Here is a 25660-nt window from a genome sequence, read left to right as displayed (position 1 = left end):
AACTCACACGTTGGTTCATGATCGCCGTATGAAATGCATCCGGCGCCATGGGCGGGTTTCGTCCGGGCCTGAAGCCATAGTAGAACCCGCAAAGGATAGGCCGTCATAGACGGCACTAAGCACTTCAGCGACCGCGCCAGCATCCTTCGCCCCCGAGGCTCTTCCCGCATCCGTATCTGTCTACACTTCAGATGCGACAGCCGTCGCCTCTTGGGATGCTGGCCAAACGTCAACGTTTTGAAGGAAGACTGGCGACGTGCACATTCGATGTTGCCCCGGGCACTGGGGATCGTCTCATCTGGGTTGGCGCGCTGCACGTGGCCGCGTAAAAACGGATTCTCCCTCAACGGTTTGGGTGTTTTTTCAAGAACGACTGGCATCTATTGCTCGATCCATCTCCACCCTATTGCAGGAAAAGGTAAATGTCGCTCTGCATGCCTGATGGCCCCAGAGTGGCCGTGTAGGGCACACCATGGATACTGAAGTTGGTGGGTTTGTCCGCGCTCGGCAGCAAGTCAAACAAGTACATTGCAGGCAGAAGGTCATCTGGTACCGGTTGATTGCCGTGTTGCCAGCTCGGAGGGACAAATCCTCCCAAGTCGTCCACAGGCAGCGTGTACTGTGGGGTGCCGAAGATCGATGCCCCCAAGCTTTGCTCCCATGGTGCGTCTGGCGGATTGACGCTTTGCACCGGTGAATAGGCGGCTAACGGCAAATCCTGCCGGAAGGTTGCTGTATTCCAGCTATCGGGAAGCTGGCCTGGTTGAGCCACTCCATGCCAAAACTCTGCGGGATCGGCGATCTGTGTGGAGGACTCCGGTCCAGCCGCCGCAGCCCCCGCTCGATCACCGTTGGGCGCGGTGCTCAGACGTCGTTGGAGTTGCTCCCGATCGGCGACGAGGTTGTCGAGGTGCAGCACGGCTGGCCGGTCTCTTCGTGCCAGTCGTCTAACGAGCGCCCGCGTGCCGTCAACCACGAAGACTCCGCAATCATAGTCGTTGCGCTGTTGGGTCATGCGGACGGGCTCCAGACGGGTACCCAACCTTTGTGCGAGCATTGCTGCAAACTCGTTGTTCTGGCCCCGGAAGGAGTCATAGTGATAGGCAGCCGGCCCCTCGCGGTTGCGACGGTCAACGAGTAGCAGCGACCAATGGGTGCCGCGGTGATCAGGATCCGAAGCACTGGCATCGCTCACTGGAAGGAACAGGAAGTCGGCTGTATCTCTTCCATTCTGATCATTAACGATGCGCTGGAAAGCGCTCAGCGCGGTGCTCTCATCGCCCAGGCGCAGATGATAATGGGCTATAAGGGGATCGATAAGCCGCGTCCTGGCGGCGAGATCCGGATCGTTTCGCTGCAAGTCCTGCATTAGCAGCTCATAATCCGTCTGGATATGCTGGTCGCCCAGCCATTCGGTATGGTCGAGCGACAATCCGCTGCGGCCTTCGATCGATGGATCAACCTGCTGCAGCGGCGAAGTTGATCTGAACTCGGCACGTGAATCCGAACGGCCGTCCAGACCGGCCGGTTCGCGGCCACTTGCCGGCTCAGGGGACAACCCCGACGCTGCGTTCGCCTCAACGACTTGCTGGTACTGCCGAAGCCGCTTGAAAGAGATAGTGTGTTTTCCCATGTCTTCGGTGAAGTCTTGGTAATCTTTTTTCAACGACCATTGCTGCTGATCACTGCCGTTGAGCCGGCTCGCTATGCTCTCCCTACCCCTGGTTTGCAGCCAATCACTAAACTTTCGTTGATTGCTGGCCACATTCCGGGCAACTTGCCTCTTGGAAGTCGAGGCCGATCCGAGCTTGCTCAGCTCTTCGTTGGCCAAGGCATCAATAATGAGGGCGTCGTCGGGATAAGGATGATGCTGTTTCAACTGCGACTCGGCGCCTAGATACTGCCGCAGCCGATCGAGACCCACGCCGCCCGTTTTTCCTTCATCGCTGGTAAAGGCCCTAAAATCGTCCTTTAACGACTGTTGCTGCTGATCAGTACCCGTGAGTCGGCTGACTATGCTCTCCCTGCCCGTCCTTTGGAGCCAAGCGCTAAACTTTCGTTGGTTACTGGTATTTTTCTGAGAATTCGGGACTGATCCGAGCTTGCTCCGCTCTTCGTTGGCCAAGGCATCAATAATGAGGGCGTCGTCGGGATAAGGATCATGTATCTGGCGCCCCATCAGGCGCGGCCCAGGTCCAACGGCTTGGAGTTCTTGCCCCTCAGGCGCGAGCCTCCTGAAATGAGACAGTGCTGACTTAAGACGGTCCTGACCATCCCCACCGCTTGCCCAAAAATCCGCGATATCAACGGCTAGTGAATCTGGATCGTTTAAAAACCGAGAAGCCATCGAATCTCTGTTTTCTGCTCGGAGCCAACGAGCGAACCTCGTAAGAATCTTTAAATTGTTCCTGAGGGTACCCTCGGGAACCCTTCCGTCCCCTCGGCCGATGCTACCGTCGGGTAGAATTTCGTAGTTTCGGACTGCTTCCGCGAACTGGTTGATGCGGGACTCGTCATCGGGATGCATGTCCCGGTCGGCGGGGCGACCACGCTTGGCGTAATCGACGCGAACCTTGGTTGAGACCACGTGAGTCTCCGTTGCGGCATCGACGTCTTGCTGCCCCGAACTCCGCGACGACGTCTTGCCGCTGCTCAATCCGAACGCCTTCTTGAACCCTGACGCCATGCGCGACGTAAATCCGCGGCGTTTGCCCTGCGGCGCCGCGGCGACTTCGCCCGCCTCCGCCATATTGCTCGATGTCTTGCTCCCCGAGCCGCCGAATCGCAAGCTGCTGGAGCCCGCCCGAGAGACGTCTATGCTGTGGCGGGCGCCGCTCAACGAGTTCTCCGGCGCCAACGACTGCGGCGTCACTCGCATCGAACCGCCCACGGATCTGCGACGCGGCACACGCTCGCCGGCGTCACTGTCGTGCGAACCGAGGCGCAAGTCGCTCAGATCCTGTTCCACGTCTCGTCTCTGTGAATAGTAGTCCCGGATCCAGGCGTCCGTATCGAAAGCTCCGGTCACGCCTTCGATCCACTCACTTACTTCGCGAGAATCGTCATCGCGCGGTTGGTTCCGTCTTGGGTACATCGATGCCGGTCCTCCGGAAATCAAATTTGGAACCTCGATCCTAATGCCTGCCGGCCGCCGCCCAGCATGCTAAAGCCAGATCCAATCATGCCCTCAAGGCATGGCCGAACGCTATATGCGACGGCTTGCCGACAATCGTCTGCACTCGACCAGATCGTGTCCCAGTACGTGGCGTAGGTGACGGTAGGGAGTAAAGCCGAGTGCCCGCGCGCTTCTCGTTGCGCTGTAGCGGGTGATCGGCTTTGCGGGCGGCCATCAGTGTTTTCCGCTAGGGTCGGGTTGTTCAAGACCAACCTGACGGAAAGACCACCGATGACCAATGACATGATGAACGTGCGCTCCCTTGTTGAGAAGAGTGCCGATGCAGATTTGTTGCGTGAGATGATCGGCCTTGCCGCCGAGCGGCTGATGGAGCTGGAAGTAGGCTCGGCTACGGGTGCAGCCTTCGGTGTGAAGAACTCGATGCGGCTCACTCAACGCAATGGCTACCGTGACCGCGATTGGGAGACGCGGGCTGGCACCGTCGAGCTTCGCATTCCGAAGCTGCGCAAAGGCAGCTACTTTCCGAGCTTCCTTGAACCGCGCCGGATGGCAGAGAAAGCTCTGACGGCCGTTATCCAGGAAGCGTATATCCAGGGAATCTCGACCCGTTCTGTCGACGACCTGGTCAAGGCCATGGGTATGAGCGGCATCTCCAAAAGCTAGGTGAGCCGTCTATGTGAAGAGATCGACGTCAAAGTGAAGGCGTTCCTCGACAGGCCGATTGAAGGTGAGTGGCGGTACGTCTGGGTGGACGCGACCTATCTCAAGGTCCGGCGTGGCGGCCGCATCGTCTCAGTCGCCGTCATTATCGCGGTCGGCGTCAATAACGACGGTCGGCGCGAGGTCCTGGGTATGGAAGTTGGCACCTCGGAGGCCGAACCGATCTGGACGGAATTCTTGCGCAGGCTGACACGTCGAGGATTACGTGGTGTGAACCTTGTTGTCTCTGATGCACATGAGGGCATCAAGGCTGCCGTTTCCAAGGTTCTCAATGCCACTTGGCAAAGGTGCCGGGTTCACTTCATGAGGAACGTGCTCGCGCATGCTGGAAAGAGCGGCAGGCGGGTCGTATCCGCCTTCATCGCGACGGCCTTTGCCCAGGAGACCCCGGAGGCAGCAAGCCGCACAATGGCGCAGTGTCGCCGATCAAATCAGGGCGAAAGTGCCGAAGCTTGCCACCATCATGGACGACGCTGAAGAGGACGTGCTCGCCTACATGACCTTCCCGAAAGAGTACCGGGCAAAGCTGCACTCGACGAATCCAATTGAGCGTCTCAACGGCGAAATCAAGCGACGCACCGAGGTCGTCGGCATCTTTCCGAACGACGAAGCCATCGTCCGTCTCGTCGGCGCACTGCTGCTCGAACAGAATGATGAATGGGCCGTCCAGCGTGCCAGGTATCTGACACTTGAGACCATGGCCAAATGAGATGAGCCCCAAATCAGCCTGCCCGCTGTGGCACGCTGATATCCCCTCCGACCCGACCTCGGAAAGCACGGCAATCAGCCGTCAGCTACCCCACTCCCATGGACACGATCGAAAAAACACTGATGCCCACCTACTCCTCAGAACCTTCACCACCTAAGGGGTCTACGTGGCTCCGCTTTTCCAAAGCATTTTAGAATATCGATTTTGCATGATGGCGACCAGTCCGGTTGCACTAGCATATGCGTAATCTGCAATTGGAGACCAACAACGGTGAAAACAGAACAGGCCCGCGGGGCGGTAAAATTTTCCGAGACGCCTCTAACATTCAAGCTAATCTTAGCCCTGCCGCGGCGCAGACACCTCCGACGGACTGTCAGCCGATTCGACGATGGTCTGGCGAAGGGAGCCACGCTTTCGCGGATCCTCGAGGCTTGGGCTGAGGTAAAGGGATCAGGAGCGGCGCATGCAACGCGCACCGCCCGCTTCATCGAGTCTAGCAGTCACGTATCCGCTTTATAGGCCGGACATGTGAGCGCACCGTTCCCATGTGAAGCGACTGAAAAGAATGCGCTTCATCACACCTTTCACTCTCAGGAGAGACCGCCATGGATAACTCAGAACGATCGCTGTGCTACAACATTTCCGAGGAAGATGATCGCACCCGGGCCATGGCGGGGTGGATCGAGAATATGACCGGGGCACAAACGCTTACGGGCATGCCGTCCCGATCAACGCCAGATCCCCATGCTCTTTCGCCTTCGTCGCCAACGCGACCATACTCGCTCTCTTCCGAACCTCCAATTAAGGTGCTCGACAGATCGACATTTGCCAGAAAAGTAAGGGAATTTTACGGTGATGAAATCAAGCACATTTCCGTCAATCCACAAGAGTACTCGCCCTTCGTGTCCTCTAAAGCCCTGCGTACGGCTACCATCGCTCGACTCTACGGCGGCACCGACAATGATACGCCCAGCGCGCGATATTTCAGCTATGATCTGGGAGAACGAAGCGTTGGGCTTTTAAGAACAGAGGATGGATTTAGCATCGAAAACGAGCCGTGGCGGGAACTATTTCCCGGTCGAAAAAGAATCACGTCGATTGTAGACCTTCGCGTTACTCATCCGCTTGTCGAGAACGCAGGCGATATTCTGCTCGAACATCAACTTCAACTCGACGGCGAACAGCCGTTGATCATGTCACGTCCCGCTACGCCGGAGATGGGAACCCGTCTAGAGCAGATGGGTTTCGTTGATGTGGGTGAAAATCGCTGGGTGCTCGACCCTACGCAACATCCCGACAAGTGGACAAAGAATAGCAAGGGTGGATGGCAGCGCGCCGACAAACCTTGGAGTTATCTCTCTAAAACCGTGGAGTATCTTAGCGACGATGAAGCAGGTGTCGAGGAGCATTCGAGTGACGCCAGTGTCGAGACAGATTCATCCGATGATGACCCGTCTTGGTACTTCGAACACCTCAATTTGAACCGCGGCTAAAAGCTTGCCTCATCGTGAGGACTTTTTGCGCCGCCGGCTGAGAGCCTGTGAATGTTTGGTGGCGGAGGCGATTGGATTGTGATTCTGTTGGGTCGTTGATTTGCTTGGAGGATGATGGTGGGCGACGACCTGTTCGAAGGATTGCCGGTGCATGGAGCGCGGCGAAGTGCTCAGGTGGGGCGCGGGGCGGCGCGCATGCGTGAGCCGGTGCGCGATCAGGTCGAGTTGCGTGCCGTCGATATCGACAGCTTGATCGGCCAGGATCACGCGGTGCGGGTCATTTGGAGCTATGTCGAGGGGCTGGATCTGAGCACGCTCGAAGATCGGATCAAAGCGCGTGAGCACCGGCCAGGCCATCCACCGATTTCGCCACGGCTTTTGCTGGCGCTGTGGCTCTATGCCAGCAGCGACGGCGTCGGCAGCGCGCGGGCGCTGGAACGGCAGTGCGGGAGCCACGACGTCTATCGCTGGCTGTGCGGCGGTGTCTCGGTGAACTATCACACACTGTCGGATTTTCGGGTTGGTTGCGCCGATTTGCTCGACCGGCTGCTTGCCGAGCATCTGGCGGCGCTTGCCGGTGCCGGCCTCGTCACTCTCGATTGTCTGGCGCAGGATGGCGTGCGGGTCCGGGCAAGCGCGGGTGCGGCCTCGTTCGGCCGCAAAGCGACGCTTGATCGGCATCTTTCCATTGCCGAGGCGGTTGTGGATCAGCTCAAGCACGAGGTCGATGCGCGTTCGGATGCCAGCACTCGGCGCATCGAGGCGGCCAGGGAGCGGGCGGCGCGCGAGCGCGGCGAGCGGCTCAGAGCAGCCCAGGTCGCTCTTGACGAGATCGAGCGCCATCGCCAGGCGCGCGAAGAAAAGCGCGGCAATGGCAAAAAGCCGAAGGAGCCGCGCGCCTCCAGCACGGATGCACAGGCGCGGGTGATGAAGATGGCCGACGGCGGCTTCCGCCCGGGTTATAATGTGCAGGTTGCGAGCACGGCCGGTGAGCAGTTCGTGGTCGGGCTCGAGGTGACCAATGCCGGCTCCGATCGCGGCCTCATGCGGCCGATGCTGGAGCGGTTGCGCGCGCTAAGCGGCCATCTGCCGCGGCGCTATCTCGCCGATGGCGGCTTTGGCAGCGCTGAAGATATCGAGTGGGCGCACGGCGAAGGGGTTGAGGTCTTTTGTCCGCCCACTCAGTCCAAGCACGGAACCGATCCCTTCTTGCCGCGGCGCGGCGACGGTCCGGGTGTGTCGGCCTGGCGAGCCCGCATGGCAAGCGAGACCGGCAAGGCTCAGTACAAACCCCGCTCGATCTGCGAATGCATCCATGCCCGCTGGCGCAACTGGAATCTGCGACAATTGACGGTGCGCGGCATCGAAAAGGTCCAGGCCGTCGTGCTCTGCTACGCACTCACCAACAATATCTTGCAAGGCCATCGGCTCGCCAACGGCTAAGCCAAGGCCATCACCCAGCGCCCACACGCGACCATCCGAACGCAGCGCGCAATCGTCTGACGCTCGACTGCATCGGCCAGCCAAGACCGGCCAAAACCGCACCATCTCAAAAGCTTCACAAGCTCTGAGTTGATACGCCCTTGTATTACGGGAGGACGCAGGCGAAGATTAGAGACTGCAATAATTGCTGCGACTCTCTGCGACGGCCCGCCTCATGCTGCACTCCGATCCTGCCGCGATGCAGATTGGCGGGGCTGGCTTCTGGGTGGTCCGCAACGATATCGCCGTTGGGGGTATCTTCTGATAATGGCCGTCGGGTTCGAAAACCTTCTGGTTGAGCCCGTAAAAGATCACCCAGGTACTCCCCAGGCGCCTCATGAATAACGACACCGAAGCGCTTGAACTCGAATCGCTCGTATCCGGACCCGTCGCCAAGCCCAAGGCGACCGTCCGACACGATGTCGATGAATGATCAACGTGCGAGCTGACCGGAAACCGCACGGTCCGGTCGACATCATCGGGACGCGCCCATGGGCCCCATCGGCACGCGTCGGCGAATAGCGGCGAGATCCGTCTCGTCGGCGCGTTCCAGTTCTCGACCATCGGCGTGCGCACATAGCCGAGCTCTTATGGCCGTCAGGCCCACTCGACGCGACGCCAACTCGCATGCCAAACTTTTCGTGATCAAGATCAGGCCCCTTCCAGGCAGCGTAGCCGTTGCGTCTGGGATCGCCCAGCAACCCGCCCAGCGAGGCCACATTGAAGATCACAGGGCCGCGCGGCAACGCCGCACCGCACCGTTCCGCTTCCAGGAAGATCCACGGCAACGACAATGTCGCCGTTTGTCGCAAAGGCATCGACCAGAGCGCGGCCAATCCCGCCTGCAGCGCGTGTAATGACGGCGGGTGTCTGCTTGCTTCATGGATTAGCTTCTCCTGCTCCGGCGTATGCGATCTAACGCTAAAGGAGCCAGATGACAGCAAGTTAGCACCACGTCCCGGAAAAGAAGAGTTCGGCACCAGCTGAACGCGCCGCTATTCCGCCTCGGCTTTCATGCTCTTTGCCGCTTCCGAGCGTATAGACCGGGTCGTTAGAATGCGATGTTCCGATCGGCTGCCTGAAACCGAACCGCTCAATCTCTGGCGACGCCGCCTGCTGTGTCTGCTCCTCGAGCCAATCATAGACCACTGTGCGGTCGGCAATTCTCCACTCCCCTTCCCTTTTCTGAAAATGGTCGCAATATCGACCACATAGGAGAAACCTGGCAACGTATGATCCGGCCGCAGTCCGGCCCTCGTTGGAGCGCAGTGAAGTAGCTCTCGACAGCTGCTTCAGTCGGGCTGATAAACTCAATCAGAACGTTGGTGATCTGGTGGATGTTGCGCGGTTCGGTCTTGAAGACACCAAGCGTGAACTCAATGAATCCCTCGGCGGAGCCCGTATACGCTCCGTGAACGTCCTGCGCATCAGGCCAGAAGGAGCTGCGCAGCCCCGCCTCGTCCGCCCGTCTATCCCGCGGCAATACCGATAGGACAGTCGCGGATCGTTTCGCGATCATGCAATTCGACCCATTTTCGTGGTCCATGGCCCGTCGCAAGTCTGGTCTTGAGTTGAAAATGGCGTTCTATGCATCTGCGAACGGACATTCGCGCCGTCGGCGCTTGACTTGGTCTCGCAATGCCACTTCCCAGGGAACGTCTGTGAACTCAAACAGCGTGCGTAGGACAGCAACTCCCGCGCAATCAAGGACCATTGGTGCGTTGGATTTTGTCTGCAAGAACAGCCAGGGCCTCTCTGCGCTTGTGTGGAAGGTAGCTAACGGTCCATTCGGCGACAATGCGATCGACGAGTTCGCCAGAAAGAGCCCAATGTCGACTGGATCCCCGTTTGCGGCCGCCGGGGCTGCCGGTGCCTGTCTCGGCGAAGTCTCCTTCAAAGCCTGTGATCCGAACGATCCTGCCTGGCTCCCAATCGGGCTCGTCTGACCGAGCGGGAGCGGCTGATCGACGCGAGGGAGAAATCTGGGGCCAGGCGGCTCGCCTCTCGGCGTCACCCCACGTTAGGCTGGTTATGCCATCCGCGGGCATCAAATCGGGGTGAAAGAAAGTTCTAAGCCTGGTGTGGTCGAGCGGCCCGACCTGCCCTCCTCAACTCAAGCACTCGAGGCGAGCCGCCATTTTACCGGTGTAGGTCTATTGTCGAATGCCTGACAACCCTATGTCGGGTCGCAAATGGAGGGAACCGGACAAAAAACGCTAACCAATTGAAAACCTAAGCAATTTTCATTGGCATGGCCCTTGCTTCTTAAACCGCGACGTTAAGCAGCAACGGAGCCTTTAATGCCCCCACCAATGATTTCGCTCAAGAACCTGACCAGCACGACAACTATGAACCAACTGCTGGCCACAGCGAAGTCCACTGCTTGCGCCGCGTCATTGTGCGGTTCGTCCGCAAAGCCGCACCACGTCGAGCCGGCTGTCTGGGAGAAAATCACGGACCTTTCCTGCTATTTAGAAAAAGCGCACTACTATTTCGCGCGCATGCACGTCGTAGCCGCACCAGCTTGCAATATCCAGTGCAACTACTGCAATCGTAAATACTGCGCCAACGAAAGCCGGCCTACGCCTGACCAGGCGCTGCGAAAGGTCGTTGCGGTCGCCAATGAAGTCCCTCAGCTTTCCGTGCTCTTTATCGCCGGACCAAGCGATGCCTGTTATGACCGGAAGAAGACAAAGGCGACATTTGCACGCGGAGCCACAGAGGTCCCCGATATCAAGCTGTGTCTTTCAACCAACGGTCCGGCAGTGCCAGACCGTGTCGGCGAGCCTGCTGACATAAATGTTGATCACTTGACGATCACCATCAAAATGGTCGATCCGAGAGCCGGCGCGAAGATATCCGCGCCACTGCAGGGCCGAGCCGCAGCTCAGCAGAAGCCCGGATACAAGCAGACCCCGCGAGCACTCCAAGTCTCGATATTCGTCCAACATGCCTGGCACTCACGGGCGCAGCAGCGCTGAGCCCCTGGTCATCTCCCCGCGCAAAATCCCGTTTGCTCTCTTTGATGCTTCGGGAGCATCCCGATCACCGCTTCTTGTGTCAGTCTGCTCCCGTCTCCAACGCTGCGGCGACCTCCTTGCGCAGCCATTTATGCTGCGGGTCGTGATGGCACCGCTCGTGCCAGATGAGCATGACCTTGTACGGTGCCGGCTCGAGGGGTGGATCAACAACCCTAAGCGGCAGCATCGCGGAAACTTGGGTCGCAACGCGGCGCGGGACGAGCAATACCAAATCCGTCCCCGAAGCCACCACCGCTGCCGTGAGAACGCTGGAAAAAAGTATGGGACTACGATCCTCTCGCAAGTTGGGCAAGTGGTCGTAGATCGGGCCGAAATGGTCGGGGGAGTCCGTACTGATGGCAGCGTGACGCAAGGTCGCGAAGTTGTCGATCGTCCATTCCTGCGCCAGCGCGGGATGGTCGTGGCGCAACAAACACGCGAAGCGGTCTGTATAGAGACTGCGCCGAAAATAGCCAGGCAGTTGCACGTCAATATGCCCAACGGCCAAATCAATATCACCTTGCTCAAGCCCCCGCACGGCACGATCAAACGGCAAACAGGCGAGTGTGTCGAGATGAGGGGCACGCTCGCGTAACCACGGCAGGAGGCGCGGTAGTACAGCCAAAGCTTGATGATCGGGGATCGCCAGCGTTGCCCCCCTCCCCCATTCTTTTGAGATTACGCTGCGGCTTGTCACCATCTCTCGGATCGTACGCAGTGCCGACGGCAACCTTTGAGCCAAATGTTCGCCTTGCGGCGTTGGGATCAAACCCGTTGAAGACCGCACCAGGAGATCATCATTGAACAAGCCGCGCAGCCTTCCCAGTGCCCGGCTCATCGCCGGTTGACTCCGCCCGATGTGCTGGCCCGCGTGCGTCACGTTCCGGTATTCGAGCAGAGCCTCGAGCGCCACCAGGAGGTTGAGGTCTATTGATGCTAGGTTTATCTGGTGTCCAGTGAGGCGCTCTCCTCTCCAATCTTGCAACATCTTTCGCCTATAAGCGAGTTGATCCGTCACCTCTTTTTCTACATTGCGTTTCATGAAGTTCATTCCTCAACAATCAATTCCGGGTCCAACGTTTTCGAGTTCATCTCGGCGGTGGAGCGCGGGTGACAACCTCCATGGCATTGTGCCATCACGCGTCCAATGGGCGGCCAGATCTGTGTGACGATGGCGATCACATGGAACATCGGGGTGTCCCACAGGAATATAGAGCCCGTGTCGACCTCCCCGAGCCCGTTGCAACAGCCTCGCATCCGATACTGGGGTGCTTGGGTGAGAGAGGCGCACGCGCTCGAGCACAGCGTTGCAATAGGCCTCGGTTGCATAATACGCGATGCGGTCGATGTCGCTAAGCTGAACACCTGCAGATGCGAGGCAATATTGAATCGAACGAATTGGTAGCGTGTTGGAGTGCTTGATTCGGTTAGGCCGTTCCTCTTCGACTGCCGCTATCACTCGGCCGTCGCGAACGCGAACCGCAGCCCCATTGTGCAAAAAGCTGTTCGGTAGATCGAACGAATTTTCGTAGACTCTGCTTAGACGCCCACTCAGCCCTAGACACAGCATGTTGCTCTCCAGTTCGTTTCGAAAGGTAGGTCGCTCTGGCCCGACCGCCGGCTTTCGTAAGTTCAAAGCTTGTGTTTGACGTGTCAGATAGAGCTCACAGGCGAAGCCGATACTAATAGCGACCGGCTCGGCGACATTGCCGACAATCGATGCCGCGCAACCTTCTTGATGCTATAGTTGCGACGCCGCACGGAAACCCTGACCGAAGCATTTGCAGCAGAACTGCCACGTAACCTATCCACATTACTCAGTCCTTCATATTTCGGCCCGACAGCCGCAAGAAAATCACGAGGTTTGGTGTTCCTGCAAAAGGCGCAGATCATGTCCTTGCGGCTGCGAGCGCGCCTGCTCTGGCTTCTAGTCATTGTGAGGGATGCACTCACAGATTTAGTCGACCAGGCAACAGTGCTTCTTGTGAGAGCCCATTAGCACTGAAACGGCAGAAGCAACGGCCAAGATTTGGCCGATCACGTCCAACGTGATAACAATCGAGGCCAGGCAACTGACAGAGTGCTCCAACTCGTTTTCCAGCACAGTCTCTACCGAACCTGAGGACCCATTTTTAGAACTCCACACAATCGTTCTGCACAGCGCTCTTCAGCGTTTTTTCTAAGGGCAATTGTTTTGACCAGTAAAATTGTTTGTTTGGATGGAATGCGTGCAAAAAAAGGATGGGTGGATTCATAGCAAGGCGAGCGGCACTTTCAAACAGCGGCCGTGATGATCAACGTTTACGGCAAATCCGCCTCCGACGTCGGTGCCGACGACCGACCTCCGAAATCCTCGTGTATCGTCGTACCCGCAACACTCCTTCTCTACTCTGGTTTTCAGCCGATAAGCCTAGCCGCAGCTTCGCCAGTCGGCACGTCGATAAGCGTGATCGGGCTTGCTGCAAGGAAACGGCGTTGGTTGTTGGTCGGCGCTGCCGCATCCAGCACCGCAAAACGTGGTGCGTTGGATCGCGTCATGATCTGTCGGGCGTAGGTGCGCAGCATCTGGTCGTTGAAGCGGCAGCCGATGAAGAAGAGCCGAAGAGCCTCTGTTGGTGCGCCGCTCCTTCACCGCTTCGCTGACCCACCTGAGCGGCGGAACTCCTTCCGTCGCTGATGAGGCCGTTGATGGCCTGCTCGCCCGGCCTTCCGGTGGGTCGGCCGGCATCGAGAACAGGCGATTATTACGCGGCGGGCGCGGCGCGTGAGGTTTCGATGCGCTTCAGTCCATCGGTGATGGCCGCGAGCCCTTCCCGCAGCGTCTGCCCTATAGTGCCCGGACCGATGTCGATTGGAGGATTGTCAAGCATGGCTACAATGTCGCTGCCGTTGAGATAATCGAGCTTCTTCTGGACTGTGGTTCGGACACGCTCGGTCGCGCTCGACAGTGCCTCACCGTTGCGTTCGGTGATGGCGGAGAGCTGATCTGAAAGCTCTCCTCCGAACTGCAGGAAGATGTCGTCGACATACCTCCACGTTCCGCCGCGGGCTTCCACATCGACCATCTGGTTGATCTTGCTCTTTACCTCATCCCGCAGCGTCAAGGCAGTGTCGAGATGAGCCTGCCATATAGCTATGATACTTTCGACCGAGTTCTCGATGGATTTGGTCCGTTCGGGCTGGTCTGCGATGCCAAGAAGGACCAGAAGTTGATCATCGTTACCGGGCCGCGGGACCACCGCTGCGATCAGACGCTCCACAACCGCGCGCCTACGGGCTGCATCGCCTAGTTCCTTCGGCCATTGCGACGACACTATCTTCGCAATCCTCTCAGAATTCGCGTTCTCTAGCGGATAAGAAAGCTGTCGCTCCTGAGCCTTTGCCTTGATCAGACGGAACAAGGACTCTACTACCTCGTCTTGATCGAGAGCGCCCGTTGGAACTCTGTTCAGATCGATCCCATTCACCACGACCTCTTCGCGGCGGTCGCCGTTTGTCTCGCCCTGCCCCGCCCCATCGGGCATGTCATCCACATATTGAAGATTTCGCAGATTCTCAGGATAGGCCAGCATCAACAGAAGTCGGCCGGCGAAGTTGTGCAGCGTTGCCTCCTGCTCTTCCGGAGGCGTCGCAGCCAGCACACGTTGCAGCCAATCCGCGATCTTCGTGGTCAGATGGGACAACTCTGCGGTCTGTCCCGCGCCAATTTGCGCGCTGAGACTTACTGCGTGATTGGAAATGGTCGCGGCCGCGGCGGCAATGCCCTCCTTCACTTCCGGGAGAAGCTGCTCCAGGAGCTCAGCCCCGCCTTCACGCTTGCTTCTCTCTTCAGTTTCTTCAACACTCCCTGCAGAGTTCCCTTCCGCGCTATCGAGCGCCGTCATCGGCCGATTGAATTCTTCAGAGTCGTCGGGTGGAAGAAATTGGGAGTTCTCCTCGGCGTTCATCTCAAACTGCTGAATGTCTTCTTCAGTTAAGATTCCTGCTTCCTGCATGTCAGGCAACCTCATGCGGAAGTTCACGAAATACTTCTTCATCACCTTTTGGACCTGCGGGAACCCGGCCTTTCCACCATCAGCCAACTTGACGAGGATAACGCCGTTTTCGTTCATCCTGCCCGTGCCTCTCCGCAGAAGCGAAAAGTTCTCCTTACTACTATCCTCATCATCTTCAAAAGGCATGTTTTTCAAAGTTTGTGCCAATCCATTGAGCTTTTTCTTACTCACCAGGACAGCAGGCTTCCGCAGATCGCCAACCGTGCCAACCGCAAAGCAGAACTCCAAATCCGCTCTGTTCTTCGTCTGGTCGATCAACTGCAGAAATTTCTTCGCTCTTGTCCTATTGTGCTTCATTCCGGCCATTATATCTCTCCAGTTTCCTGTTCTAGATCAGTGTACGTCGGTTGATAGGGTGGGACAGGATCTGATCACCCAACTTCCCGAAGATCTGCCTGATGGAGGTGACCGCGCTCTCCAGCGGTCTAGTCGAGCGGGAAAGCGGCGCGCCGAGATCAAGCGACGATCGCCGCCAGTCGCAGCCGTGACCGCCTCCGATCCGGCCGGCAACCGACATGCCGAACTCTCCCGCCGCAGACCTGCGTGGGCGTCTCGTGACCCCATAGGGCTTTCCCAGCGCCAGTCGGATGCTATCCCGGCGTTCATAAGAAATCTGGACATCGGAATTCTGACAGCAGATTGCGGGACAACGGGCTCATCACGCTGTCAGGCTGGAGGTTAAAAACCGCCCAATGGCGACCGGACACCAGTCGTACCTGAATAAGGTCCCCTCCTCCCAATGGCTGCTTATCCGCCTCATTTAAGAGGCGAAACAGCGCCCAATGGCCGCTCTTGGAGAGGGTGGCGCCTTGAAAACCGATGAAAGCGACGGAAGCGCCGCCGACGCCGCCGGCCGTAGGCCAATGGAAATGCATGGCCGCGGCGGCCGTTCCTTGTCGATGTTCGAGGCGCTGGCCGTCGATGTCTACCACCACCTGGTCTGTCAACGGATCGGTCTCGGCGACGGTGAGCAGGAATCCAACTGACACCTGGCCGGCATCATCGAACATGGTGTCGCGGATCGTGGCTGCCCGTTGGAACTGGGCCAAGGTATTGCGGCCGATAGGGAAATCGAAACCGCTCGTTGGCCGAAACTGCCACGAACCTTTGGATTTGTCGACGAATGGGGAAAGGTTCTCGGCGAAGAAAGTGTCGATCTCCGCCTTGCGGCCGAACAGCCGGGCGAAATCGCTCAAAGGGATATCCCGGCGGGATCCGCTCGCGAAGGGATACCGTCCTTCGGTAGCCCGTCGGCACAAATCGCCGGGGCCGCCCGCCCAACCGCTCGCCAACCCGCGCCTCATGCCGCTGACGGTTAGGTCCGAGCTGTGGCGGCTGAGGCCGAGGATCCATTGCCGGATGGGTTCGGGCAGATCGGCCGCCCCCGCCTCGATCTGTTGGATGGCGACGCCCGCCTGCCCGTTGTGTTCCAAGATGTTCGAACCCGCCAGCCCCTGCGCCTGGCTGAGGGAGCGATACAGTTCGCCGAGATCCCGGAGAGCACTGTCGATCGGCGCCTGCGCGCCCGCTTGGCTGTTCGACGGCACTTCGACCAGCTGGTGCAGCCACCGGAAATGATCGCCCATATAGAGCTGGACGTGAGCTTCAGGCGTGTCCGCGGCCGGTTGAGACCGGAAGAGTGCCTCGAGCTCGCTTGGCAACACCTCGCCCTGGGGGACACTGTCACCTTTAGTCAAGCCGTCCTCGGGAGCCGGTGGTTGCTTGAGCTTTAGCTCCTGCGCCGCCGCGAAAAGGAACAGGCGCATTGGTGACGTCGGCGCGGACAGCGTGTTCAAGGTGCGCAGCGCGTCATCGATACCCCCAGACGGGCGGATGGACATATCGCCAATGAGCTGGTCCCAGTGCAACGCGAACTCCTGAGCGTAGAGATCCGCCGCCGAACGCCGCAGCTTCTGGCTCACATCACCGGCTGCAATCGGCGCGACTACCTGTGAGTCGAGAACCCAGCCTTCTGCAGCGACAGCGTCAGCCACTTGCGGCAGCAATCGCAGGAAGGTTCCGTAAAACCCCGCCCTCGTGTAGATGCCAGGAACCCCCTCGCTGAGCGGCTGTCCCGATTTGCGAGCCAAGACGCCCTGCGCCAGCGGCCCGGCATGGTCGGCCAGACGCCAGGTTGGCGCCCGCGAGGCTTCGGGACTGGTCGCGATGATGTCGAGGACGCGGCGCGCCATCGAGACGGTCTGGAGCTTCGCGCGGCTCCTCTCGATCAGTTCGCCATTAAGCTCACTATGGGGCAGCGGCCCTTCCATGAGTGCATCCAGGTGATCAGCGAGCGCGCTGCGCAGGCCGGCATCGGCTTCGGCCGGAAACATCACTCGCCAGTCGGCAGCCATCCAGTTTTTGACGACCGCGCGCTGGAGCGGACCCTGCTGACCCAGCATCAGGTAAACCTTTAACGCCTGGTAGACGAACTGATCATCGTCGTGCCGCTCGACCAATAAGGTTTCCAACCGGAACATCAGCCGCGGCAGCAGGATGGTGTTCACGGCGCGGCGGTACGCCGCGAGCGTCTGAACCTTGATTTTCTTACTCTGGTCGAGACCCGAACTTGATAGGCGGCCGCCCGCGCTGTCGCCGTTGGCATCACGCAGCCGCTGAAGCAGTGGCAGGATGGGTCGAAGATCGCCACTCTCAACCCGGTCGAGCTTCAGCTTTTCGGCCCCTCTAGCATAGCTGCCAGCCATTAGGCGAACGCTCTCGATCAGCTGAACATTCCGAATATAGCTGAACGTCCATAAGACGCTGGCGGTAACAATGACCGCCGCTATCATCGTGTAGGCGCCATACCGGATCCGCCGCTGGCGCCGATCGAAGCGGTGATTGGCATCGACGAGCCCAGCTTCGGCGAAAACGACTTCGCGCAGCAGCCGGCTGATGAAATAATTACGGCCCGGGCCACGAAGCGCTGTACAGGGCGGCTGAGCGATCTCGAAGGTCTGAGATCTGGCGTTCGCAACTCGATCGAAGGGCATGCCAATTTGCGTGCCGCTTAAGAAGTAGACGCCGCGGAGCATAAGCGGTTCCTGGAACGAATTCCCGCCAAAGGCTTCCTTCAAGAACTGTTGCGTCAGGTGCTTGAGGCTAGCGACCTGCTGTGGGAAGCCGAACATGAGCGCGCGACGCTGGAGGTTGCTTTCGTGCTGCATTCGTTCAAGCAGCCTTTCGTTTAGGCGGCCAACAAGCGCATCGTATGCTGCGGCAAACGCCATCGGATCGCCTTCGTCCTCCGACGCCTCTTGCGCATAGGTGAACCCCCACACCGCCTCCCGCCCCTCGCGACCCAGATCGTCGAAGAATTCAACAAATCCCGCCAGCAGATCGCTCTTAGTGAAAAGCACATAAATCGGCAGTTGCAGGCGAAGCTCCCTGTACACTTCGAGGAGCCGCTCACGGATACAGCGCGCGCGATCGGCGAGCACTTCCTCGGATGTAGAATTCAGCTCGCTGATTGCGATCGTGACTAAGACACCGTTCAGCGGCTGCCGTGGCCGGGAGCGTCTGAGCATATGAAGCAAGCCACGCCAAACCGCTTTGTCCCGGTCTGCATCACCCTCCTGTATCGTGTAGCGCCCAGCAGTGTCGACGAACACCGCGTCATCGGTGATCCACCAGTCGCAGTTTTCCGTACCCGCTAACCCACCGGCGGCTCTCAGACCGGACCTCGCCGCCATCGGAAAGCTGAGCCCGGAATTGACTATTGCTGTGGTCTTCCCCGAGTTGGGCGGACCGATCATCACATACCAGGGCCGCTGATAGAGCCACCGCCTGCTGATACCTCCTGCGTAGCGGCGCCCCTTGAGTGTGGTAAGGGTCTCGCGGAAACGATGACGAATCGCCTCCAGCTCTCTTTCAGCAAGCGTGCTGGCTTGCCCCACACTTCGGTCGGAAGGCCTTGGGTCTCCCTTCTTCTGCTCGGCCCCACCCGCGTCCAGCGCTCCCGACACTCGTGATTGGACGAGGTCTTCAAAATAGGCCTGAACCTTGTAAAGCTGGGACTGGATCAAGTAGATCACGGTGTATCCGACCGGAATCAGCATCGATGCCGCGATCTGGCTGCGAAGGCTGTCAAGCGGCGCAAATCCTCCGACCGAGATATGCGGTCCGAGCGTGAAGATTAAGGCACATACGATCGCCGCCCCGCCGACACGGAGCCATTGCCACCTAAGCGCTTTCTTGATTGACTGCATGGCTTGTCTTCATTGTGTCTTTGTGATGATGATTTGAATCCGACGGTTCCGCGCGCGGCCCTCGGGCGTGTGGTTCGAAGCGACCGGTTCTCCGCTCCCTCTGCCCTCTTCTCGCACGCGGCCTGGGTCATCCATCATGGATTTGATAATCTCGGCAGCTGCGCTCGCACGCGCGAGCGAAAGGGAATCGTTTGAAGGGAAGGCGAGTGATTGCACCGGAATGGCGTCGGTGTGCCCGGTCAGGAGGACCGATCCCGACTCACCGTTCAGAGAACGACCAATTCGTAAAAGAAGCGGCAGGAACATTTTCTTCACTTCCGGACTAGCAGAATCGAACATCCCGGAGGCGCGAATGATAACGACGATCTGCTGTGGGTCCTCGGACACAGTGACAAGCCCTTCGCGGATTTCGGGCTCGAGGAAGTTACGCAGTCGGTCGCTGCTCATAACAACCTTTGGTGGCAATGCGATTCTCGCCGATCTGACAACGCCGTTCGGCGGCAATGTCGCGATATCGTTGAAGACAGCGTCGGCGCGGGCATTTAATGCATGCAGGAGTCCGGTATAGATCGAGAGGAGTAATCCTGCCCCAAACGCTACGACGGCCCAGATTGGAACGATTGTGCGGCGTGGCTTCGGATTATTTGAGTTCCTCCGCCAGTGCGGGGATAGTTCGCGCTCGAAGTCACCACGGGCTGCTCGGATCAGGCGGTAGACGTCTTCGCACAGCACACTGAGCTCTGCGGCTCCTCCCGCAGTGACGCGGTAGCGGCCTTCGAAGCCCAACCTCATGCAGTAGTAGAGCAGCTCCAGCAGTTCTATATTGATGGCCGGTTCATTTTTCAATTGCGTCAGCAGATCGAAGAAGCGCTCGCCGCCCCAGGTATCGCTGAACAGCGATCCCACCAAGCTGCGCGTCGTCCAGACGCTGTTGCTGCCCCAGGCTGTGTTCAGAACGATGTCATCGATGGTCGCGCAGAGGGCGTATTTGCAGACCTTGATCGCTCGCGAGGGCAATCCGAGCGGCGTGATCCGACGCTCAAAAGCATCGATCTCCCGCAGCACCCTAAGGCGCAGTGCTTCAACGTCGATATGGCTAGCACTGCTCTTGAGCTGAGCGCTGAGACCCAGCAGCGCCGCCGCGGCCGCGACCAGTGGATTAAGTCGGTCGAGCGCAAGCATCTCCCAGGTAAGTTCGTCCGCCACTGGCGATGACGGCGAAGGGACAGCCAACTGCTCCTCGGCGTGAAGGAGGACGAGTGGCTGGGATTTTGGCATCGTTTCCTCAATCACCATCATCAACCCGCCCACTTCCCTTCGGAGCGGACGCTCTCATCGTGGGATCGGCGGGCGGGTCGACTACGCTCTCGCACTGGGCGCGCGAAGTCGGCGCCGAAGCTCCGGAGCAAATCGGTTTCGATGCTCGATACGACGTCATTGAAGACGCGCACGTACGCGCTCCGGTTTCGCGCCTTATGGTTGCGGTGCAAAAGGGAACGGGGCCGCCCCATCGCCTTCTCGATCCCTGCTAGGGACAAGCGTGCACGAACGCTGGACAGAGCCTTCTGCACAGCCGCGAATGACGCGTCATGCGTCCCACGGTCGGTGAAGGCTTGCTCAACGGCCAGGTCTCCGCGGAGGAACCCGCTGGAGTCATTGCACAGAACTGCGAGCAACGCCTCACCGACATCGGGAACGAGACTCAGGGTTTTTTCGTCGGAACTCTTATTTCTGAATAATTGTTCGCCAGCTCTCGCTCGGAGAGTATGCTGTGCAGCGCGGCGGAATACAGAAGCATTTTCCCTGCACGATCCAGCACGCTTACGATGCCGGCATTCCGGACATCTGCCAATGATAAGCCGCAGGCGGCAAGGAAAGCCGTGACCGCCGCTCGATGATTCTTGGCGAGATGATTGCTCCACCTTGGGTTGCGTCAAGATGGGGGCCCGATCTGGCACACTGTCTGCGTAGATATCCCACGGACTTCTCATCATGCCCGCCAGCGCGTCTAAACGAGTGCCTAAGAACGGCAATGGTAGGAACTCGCCGTCCCTCAGGTCCAGCAGCGCTTCTTCACCCCGGGTGCAATTGCCCGCCAGGAGCGACGAGGCCGTTTCGAGGGGGCCAAGAAGACTCAACTCCTCACTTGTCGCTGCAAGTTGTCCCTCCGGTTCGGCGGCACTCTCCGCAATGGATATCGAAGGCGACACCGCGACGACATCGGTCCTATAGGCGCCGATCTGAATAACATCGCTGGTTTTCCGGGCGACCGGCGCCTCTGACGGAAGCGGCACCGCCTCGTCATTTTGACATGTGTCGTCGCGGCCTCGGTCGATCAGTACGTATCGCCGTGCCATGCACTCGATTGAGCAGTGGGATTTCGAGACCATCTGTTGATCATCCGGCAGAACCAGGCTGTTGCCTGCTCGGCTGGTAGTCAGTCCACCAGCCGCGTCGCCCGGCACGAGATATTCCGGAAAACTACATCTATTGCTGTGTACACGTAGCGTGAGGGGCATTGGTGGGCTAACTCAAATGTGGGTTCTGTCCGGCTCGGATGGCCCAGAGAGCCATTTCGAGATTTGGGAAGTCGCCAGCAACGTGCAGCGCCAAGCCGGCGGATTGGGGCATCTCCTTCCAGAAGCGGCTATTTTGATCGATCTCGAAATAGCTGAATCCAACATGGAACGGGATCTGACGCGGCGCGACCGGTAGGGGATTGATGATAATGCCGGGCAGTGCGACATTGACGAGTTCCGTGATTTTCTCCGCCGGGCCGATCTTAATCTGAGACGGGAACTCGCGCCGGAGGCGCTCGACCTCAATATCAGCCCGAGCAGCCAGCACGAAGCTCGAGGTCGTAAAGAGAGAGCGGTCGGCCACCTCAGCCACATGGACACCGTATTTTTGCCGCTGCAGCGGTACGGGGACCGCAGTCTGCTCAATCACTGCACCCAGCGAAGCCCGGATCGACTGCATCACTGGCAAAAACGCCTCCGCGAGAGAGTCGTGCTTGTAAACACCAAGGGTCGGGGCACGTTTATCGACGCGGGCGAACGTGGCTAGTTCACCCGCCAACTGGAGCATGACAACATACAGCGATTCCGGATTTACAACGGCGGCCTTGGACAGGTGGCAGAAGTACGGCTCGTACCGATTGATCGCCTGCAGCAGAAGGAAGTCCGCGAGCTCTGCAACCCGGTTCGTTCCCGACTGAGAGACCCGAGTGGCCAGAGCTTCACCACGATGGTGAAGCAGGCCGGTGATCTCAGTGATGTAGTTCGAGAGGACCCGGGAGCTGGCGCAGTCGGGGGTTGGCGGCACGTGCGTTTCGTCCAGAATGATCTGTCGGTCGGCCCGGACCTCTATGATACGGGCGATTGGGATGCAAGTGTAGCCAGACCGGTCTGCCGCGTCCGGCAGCAATCGAAAATCCAGCCTCGCTACGTCGATGGAGGCGCTGCCTCGCTCGCCAGCGTTGGTGTCGACAACATCCTCAGTGGAGACTGCGAAGCGGATAGGTACGTCAATTCCCGCTTGCGCGTCGGTTTCAAGAGCGCCGGGTTGATAAAACGGTACCGCCAAGTGAATAAGCGAATCTCGAAAATCCGGCGGAACGTCGTAGGGAGTTGGCTGGTTGGCTTCGTCAGGAATACTGAAGGGCATCCCGTCCTCCAAGACGCCGCGAGCCGCTTCGATGGCGATCTTACCGAGACCAAGCAGCTCTCGATTGAGCCGCAGCTCGCTGATACCCCACCCGTACCCATGCAAAACCGCCGTCCTGCTGCGCACCAGCTGTTCGACGTGACGATCGGCCTGCTGAAAATGCTGCGGGCGGAGGAACAAGCCCTCCGACCAGACGACCCTATTATTCCACGACATTCAAGACTCGCCTCGCGTCCACCTGACAGAACGGCTTTCTCCGTAAAAGTAGCAGAGCTTCACTGCCCCCTTGCATGCACATCTGATATCCAACAATGCGCTGGTAGAAGGGCATCGCGTGTCGGGACAGCTCAGATATGCAAGCGCCGAAGCTCATCAGGATTGGTCATGAGCCCCCTTGCAGCGCGACAAGCAAGGGGTCTCATCTAGACTGTCGCTCAGTAGCCCGTTGCCCTCAGAGCCTTATTGGTCGTTCATGTTCACACTGACCTACAACGCGCCAATTCGCCTGTCCTGTCACTCGTACGGGATGAATCTCGCAAATGACCGCCCGGAAGCCTTGAGAGCCGGCGCCGCAAGTACGGGGCCAAAAGAGCAGCGCAACAGGCAAGGTGACACGTGATGCGCATTGCCTCGTCGAAAATGTTCCTGAATACGCTGAGGCAGTGCCGCCGCCAACATCGTCTTCACGCGCCGCCGCCCCTAGGTGTTTAGTCCCGGCATTTGATGGATGGGGTCGATGATGAATCGATCCGGCTCCAAAGTCCATTGTCTGCAGATGAACTCGTAAGGCGTAAGGCCCTTTAGCGTCTTGAGCCGGCGCCCGAAATTGTAGGCGTCGATAAAGTCAGCCAGATGCTTTTTCAATTGCGCATGATCGTCGTAGTGGAAGCGCTTGACGGTCGCCTCCTTGATCGTTCGGTTCATCCGTTCGACCTGTCCGTTGGTCCAGGGATGCTTCACCTTGGTCAGGCGATGCTCGATGCTGTGATCGTCGCAGACCCAATCGAAGATGTGCTGGAAGGCATTTCGATCACAAGCTCGGTTGGTGAACTGAATGCCATTGTCGGTCAAAACGGTGTGAATGGTGTAGGGCACTGCCGTGATCAGATTGCGCAAGAACTGAGCGGCATTCATCTTGCCGGCTTTGGTGTAGAGTTCCGCGAACGCGAACTTGGATGTTCGGTCAATTGCGACAAAGAGATAGAGCTTGCCCTCGGCCGTCTGCACCTCGTCAATATCGATGTGGAAGTAGCCGATCGGATAGCTTTTGAACTTCTTCTTCGGCTCCTTGTCGCCTCTGACCTCCGGCAGACGTGAAATGCCGTGGCGCTGCAAACACCTGTGCAACGACGAACGCGTCAGATATGAAATGGTCGGCTGAAGAGCGTAGAGGCAATCATCGAGCGGCAGCAACGTGTGCCGGCGGAAGGCGACGATAACGGCTCTTCTTCGAGGGAAAGGGTCGTCGAGTGCGGGTCCTTTGGGCCTGTAGGAAGGTCGACCAACGATGTCCGCTTCTTCCATTTCGCCACGGTTTTCTGGTTGATCCCGTATCGCTTCGAAAGCGTTCTCAGGCTCTCTTCACTATTTTGTATTGCTCGACGGATTGCCTCTGTCGTCGTGGCGCTCCCGTGTAGAACCTGGCCCATAGTGCTTCCCTCCATGCCAAGGAAAATATTGCACCATCAAATGCCGGGACTAAACACCTAAAGCGCCTTGACGACCAGCTTAGCGATTAGACAACCACCTCCTGGACACGATCCACGAACCGGTTGCAGTCCCGGTTCGCGCCAGGTGCGGGATAGCAGCCCTGGCGGCATGGATCATTCATGCGGCGAAGATAGGCATTTCCACATTTGGTGATGCCCAATAGCTAGCGAATGGGATATGCGCTGCGCCTCATGTTGGCGCGCGAGCACATGCTAGATGGCACGGTGGAGATCGACCGTTTTCATCTCGGTGAGCGACCGAGAATGGATCCGGACGGTCTACCGCCTGGACGGGGCCGAAAAGGCCTTTCGATACATGCAGGGCGCGCGACGGCGAAAGGGATCGAACCGCAACCTGCCTGATGGGCGGTGAGGCGTTCATGGCGATTGGCAAGAGCTTTGCTACGCATGAGAACGTAAAGCATTCGAGCCGCGAATTCGTCCAAGTCGCCGTCCACTCGGTGGGAGGTTTCAAGGCCCGGGTCCGCCGCACCATTGCCGGCGTCTTTCATCATATCAGCCCGCAGCATGCCTTGTCTTTCCACGAGATCGGCTTCCGCTGGTCACAGCGCATTGTTACGGGCCAGGCAGTGCGGATACTAGTCACGGCTGCCGCCGGCGCTGCGATTGCTGCAAGTCTTTCGCGCTATTACCGGCCGGCAATGCGCAGAAGTCCGGATGCCGGGATCATCGTTAAATCTCCCAGCCTTTTGTGATAAGGCCGCGTTGTTTAGCGGAAGCCAGCAAGGAGTTCGAAGACGAAGGCCGACCTCACTGGCGCCGCAATTGGCGACAGTGCCACTACCCAGGTATCGGTGGGCCAATCCCACCATAGAAGAGATCATGTCGATGTTTCGTCGTAACCGGCTTGCGCGGCACCGGCGGCCGTCAGCGTTGATAGCAATCCGTGCCGATCGCCACATCAAGCGCGGACCTCCGGTCTGGAGAACGGGTCGTCGCTGCATCTCTCGAAGGATCGCCGCTGTTGTTATGGGTTCACGCAGGAGCTGCGCCATAGCCGTTCACTAACCGGATGCGAGCATATCACCTGTGCATGCAACCCAATACCGGGACTGCGCTAGTTTGAATCGCGGGCTCTTCTCCGTGGTTTTCGAGGTTCTGCTGCAATGATGCGTTTACGCTACCAGTTATCAACGGCCTGGCCATGTCTTCGGGATCTGCCGGCCTCCCGTCACCTGAGCTCGATTCCGCAGAGCCGCCCCATGCCACAACAGCAAAAAACGGGACCCACGGTGATTAAGCGGCGTCCGAACGAGGCTCGGCAAGCTGGAGCGGTCGATGGTCGCAGTCGCGCCCCTTGCACTCTGGTTAAGTCGCTTGAGCCCCTGATAAATTCTGACCTTCCGTCAGCAGTCGGTGCTCGACAGCTGACCCCTTGTTTCCTGAAGGCCATATCCCAGGGGGGTGAGCATGGTTGACAGGGGGCCTCGGACTAAGGGGC

At 58.7% G+C, this 25660-nt stretch carries 10 protein-coding genes and 6 pseudogenes; 5 read left to right on the top strand and 11 right to left on the bottom strand.

What is annotated here, in order from left to right; translation table 11 throughout:
• Positions 1-403: 403 nt before the first annotated feature.
• Positions 404-2839: a Ulp1 family isopeptidase gene (locus tag AMK05_RS26805; protein WP_237352244.1), complete on the bottom strand. Its 2436-nt coding sequence runs from the start codon at positions 2837-2839 to the stop codon at positions 404-406.
• A gap of 567 nt (positions 2840-3406) precedes the next feature.
• Between AMK05_RS26805 and AMK05_RS26800 the strand changes: the two are divergent.
• The 4 genes and pseudogenes from AMK05_RS26800 to AMK05_RS26780 all read left to right on the top strand — a co-directional run.
• Positions 3407-4565 (top strand): annotated as a pseudogene (locus AMK05_RS26800) (IS256 family transposase).
• Positions 4566-5170: 605 nt separating this feature from the next.
• Positions 5171-6058 carry a hypothetical protein gene (locus AMK05_RS26795; protein WP_040111827.1) on the top strand — a complete coding sequence of 296 codons (888 nt, stop codon included), beginning with the start codon at positions 5171-5173 and terminating at the stop codon, positions 6056-6058.
• 111 nt (positions 6059-6169) lie between these two features.
• A complete protein-coding gene (locus tag AMK05_RS26790; protein WP_064842684.1) occupies positions 6170-7501 on the top strand; it encodes an IS1182 family transposase in 1332 nt (443 codons plus the stop codon).
• Between the two features lie 2339 nt (positions 7502-9840).
• Positions 9841-10398, top strand: a pseudogene (locus tag AMK05_RS26780) (radical SAM protein); the annotation flags it as partial.
• Between the two features lie 202 nt (positions 10399-10600).
• Here the strand turns inward: AMK05_RS26780 and AMK05_RS26775 are convergent.
• The 10 genes and pseudogenes from AMK05_RS26775 to AMK05_RS26740 form a co-directional block, all read right to left on the bottom strand.
• Positions 10601-11611, bottom strand: coding sequence for a LysR substrate-binding domain-containing protein (locus tag AMK05_RS26775; protein WP_040111826.1), 1011 nt, complete (start codon positions 11609-11611; stop codon positions 10601-10603).
• Positions 11608-11751 carry a hypothetical protein gene (locus AMK05_RS33865; RefSeq protein ID WP_004678808.1) on the bottom strand — a complete coding sequence of 48 codons (144 nt, stop codon included), beginning with the start codon at positions 11749-11751 and terminating at the stop codon, positions 11608-11610. The genes AMK05_RS26775 and AMK05_RS33865 overlap by 4 nt, the downstream gene beginning before the upstream one ends.
• A 52-nt stretch (positions 11752-11803) precedes the next feature.
• Positions 11804-12130, bottom strand: a pseudogene (locus AMK05_RS33860) (carbamoyltransferase N-terminal domain-containing protein); the annotation flags it as partial.
• An 827-nt stretch (positions 12131-12957) separates the two neighbouring features.
• A pseudogene (locus AMK05_RS35775) lies at positions 12958-13204 on the bottom strand (SIR2 family protein); the annotation flags it as partial.
• Between the two features lie 100 nt (positions 13205-13304).
• Positions 13305-14921: a hypothetical protein gene (locus AMK05_RS26770; protein WP_064842681.1), complete on the bottom strand. Its 1617-nt coding sequence runs from the start codon at positions 14919-14921 to the stop codon at positions 13305-13307.
• Between the two features lie 296 nt (positions 14922-15217).
• Positions 15218-18823 (bottom strand): type VI secretion system membrane subunit TssM, encoded by a 3606-nt coding sequence (tssM, locus tag AMK05_RS26760; RefSeq protein WP_064842679.1) that lies wholly within the window; start codon positions 18821-18823, stop codon positions 15218-15220.
• Between the two features lie 9 nt (positions 18824-18832).
• Complete coding sequence (icmH, locus tag AMK05_RS26755; protein WP_012489524.1) at positions 18833-20122, bottom strand: type IVB secretion system protein IcmH/DotU; 1290 nt, start codon at positions 20120-20122, stop codon at positions 18833-18835.
• On the bottom strand, positions 20122-21342 hold the full coding sequence (locus AMK05_RS26750; protein WP_210293546.1) for a type VI secretion system-associated FHA domain protein: 1221 nt from the start codon (positions 21340-21342) through the stop codon (positions 20122-20124). Before AMK05_RS26750 ends, icmH begins: the two co-directional genes overlap by 1 nt.
• Before the next feature lie 7 nt (positions 21343-21349).
• Entirely contained in the window at positions 21350-22705 is a 1356-nt protein-coding gene (gene tssK / locus AMK05_RS26745; protein ID WP_064842673.1) for a type VI secretion system baseplate subunit TssK, read from the bottom strand.
• A 483-nt stretch (positions 22706-23188) separates the two neighbouring features.
• Positions 23189-24138: pseudogene (locus tag AMK05_RS26740) on the bottom strand (IS481 family transposase).
• Positions 24139-24366: 228 nt separating this feature from the next.
• Here AMK05_RS26740 and AMK05_RS33845 point away from each other — a divergent pair.
• Positions 24367-24914: pseudogene (locus AMK05_RS33845) on the top strand (transposase); the annotation flags it as partial.
• Between the last annotated feature and the right edge of the window lie 746 nt (positions 24915-25660).

The organism is Rhizobium sp. N324 (assembly GCF_001664485.1).
GTDB lineage: Bacteria > Pseudomonadota > Alphaproteobacteria > Rhizobiales > Rhizobiaceae > Rhizobium.
Note: the sequence above shows the minus strand (reverse complement) of the source record. Positions and strands in the feature narration are given on the sequence as shown.

Coding starts and splice junctions, on each gene's coding strand:
- tssM (WP_064842679.1), bottom strand. CDS start 18,823: ATGCAGTCAATCAAGAAAGCGCTTAGGTGGCAATGGCTCCGTGTCGGC.
- icmH (WP_012489524.1), bottom strand. CDS start 20,122: ATGATGGTGATTGAGGAAACGATGCCAAAATCCCAGCCACTCGTCCTC.
- AMK05_RS33865 (WP_004678808.1), bottom strand. CDS start 11,751: ATGTTCCATGTGATCGCCATCGTCACACAGATCTGGCCGCCCATTGGA.
- AMK05_RS26790 (WP_064842684.1), top strand. CDS start 6,170: ATGATGGTGGGCGACGACCTGTTCGAAGGATTGCCGGTGCATGGAGCG.
- AMK05_RS26795 (WP_040111827.1), top strand. CDS start 5,171: ATGGATAACTCAGAACGATCGCTGTGCTACAACATTTCCGAGGAAGAT.
- AMK05_RS26750 (WP_210293546.1), bottom strand. CDS start 21,342: ATGCCCCTCACGCTACGTGTACACAGCAATAGATGTAGTTTTCCGGAA.
- tssK (WP_064842673.1), bottom strand. CDS start 22,705: ATGTCGTGGAATAATAGGGTCGTCTGGTCGGAGGGCTTGTTCCTCCGC.
- AMK05_RS26775 (WP_040111826.1), bottom strand. CDS start 11,611: ATGAACTTCATGAAACGCAATGTAGAAAAAGAGGTGACGGATCAACTC.
- AMK05_RS26770 (WP_064842681.1), bottom strand. CDS start 14,921: ATGGCCGGAATGAAGCACAATAGGACAAGAGCGAAGAAATTTCTGCAG.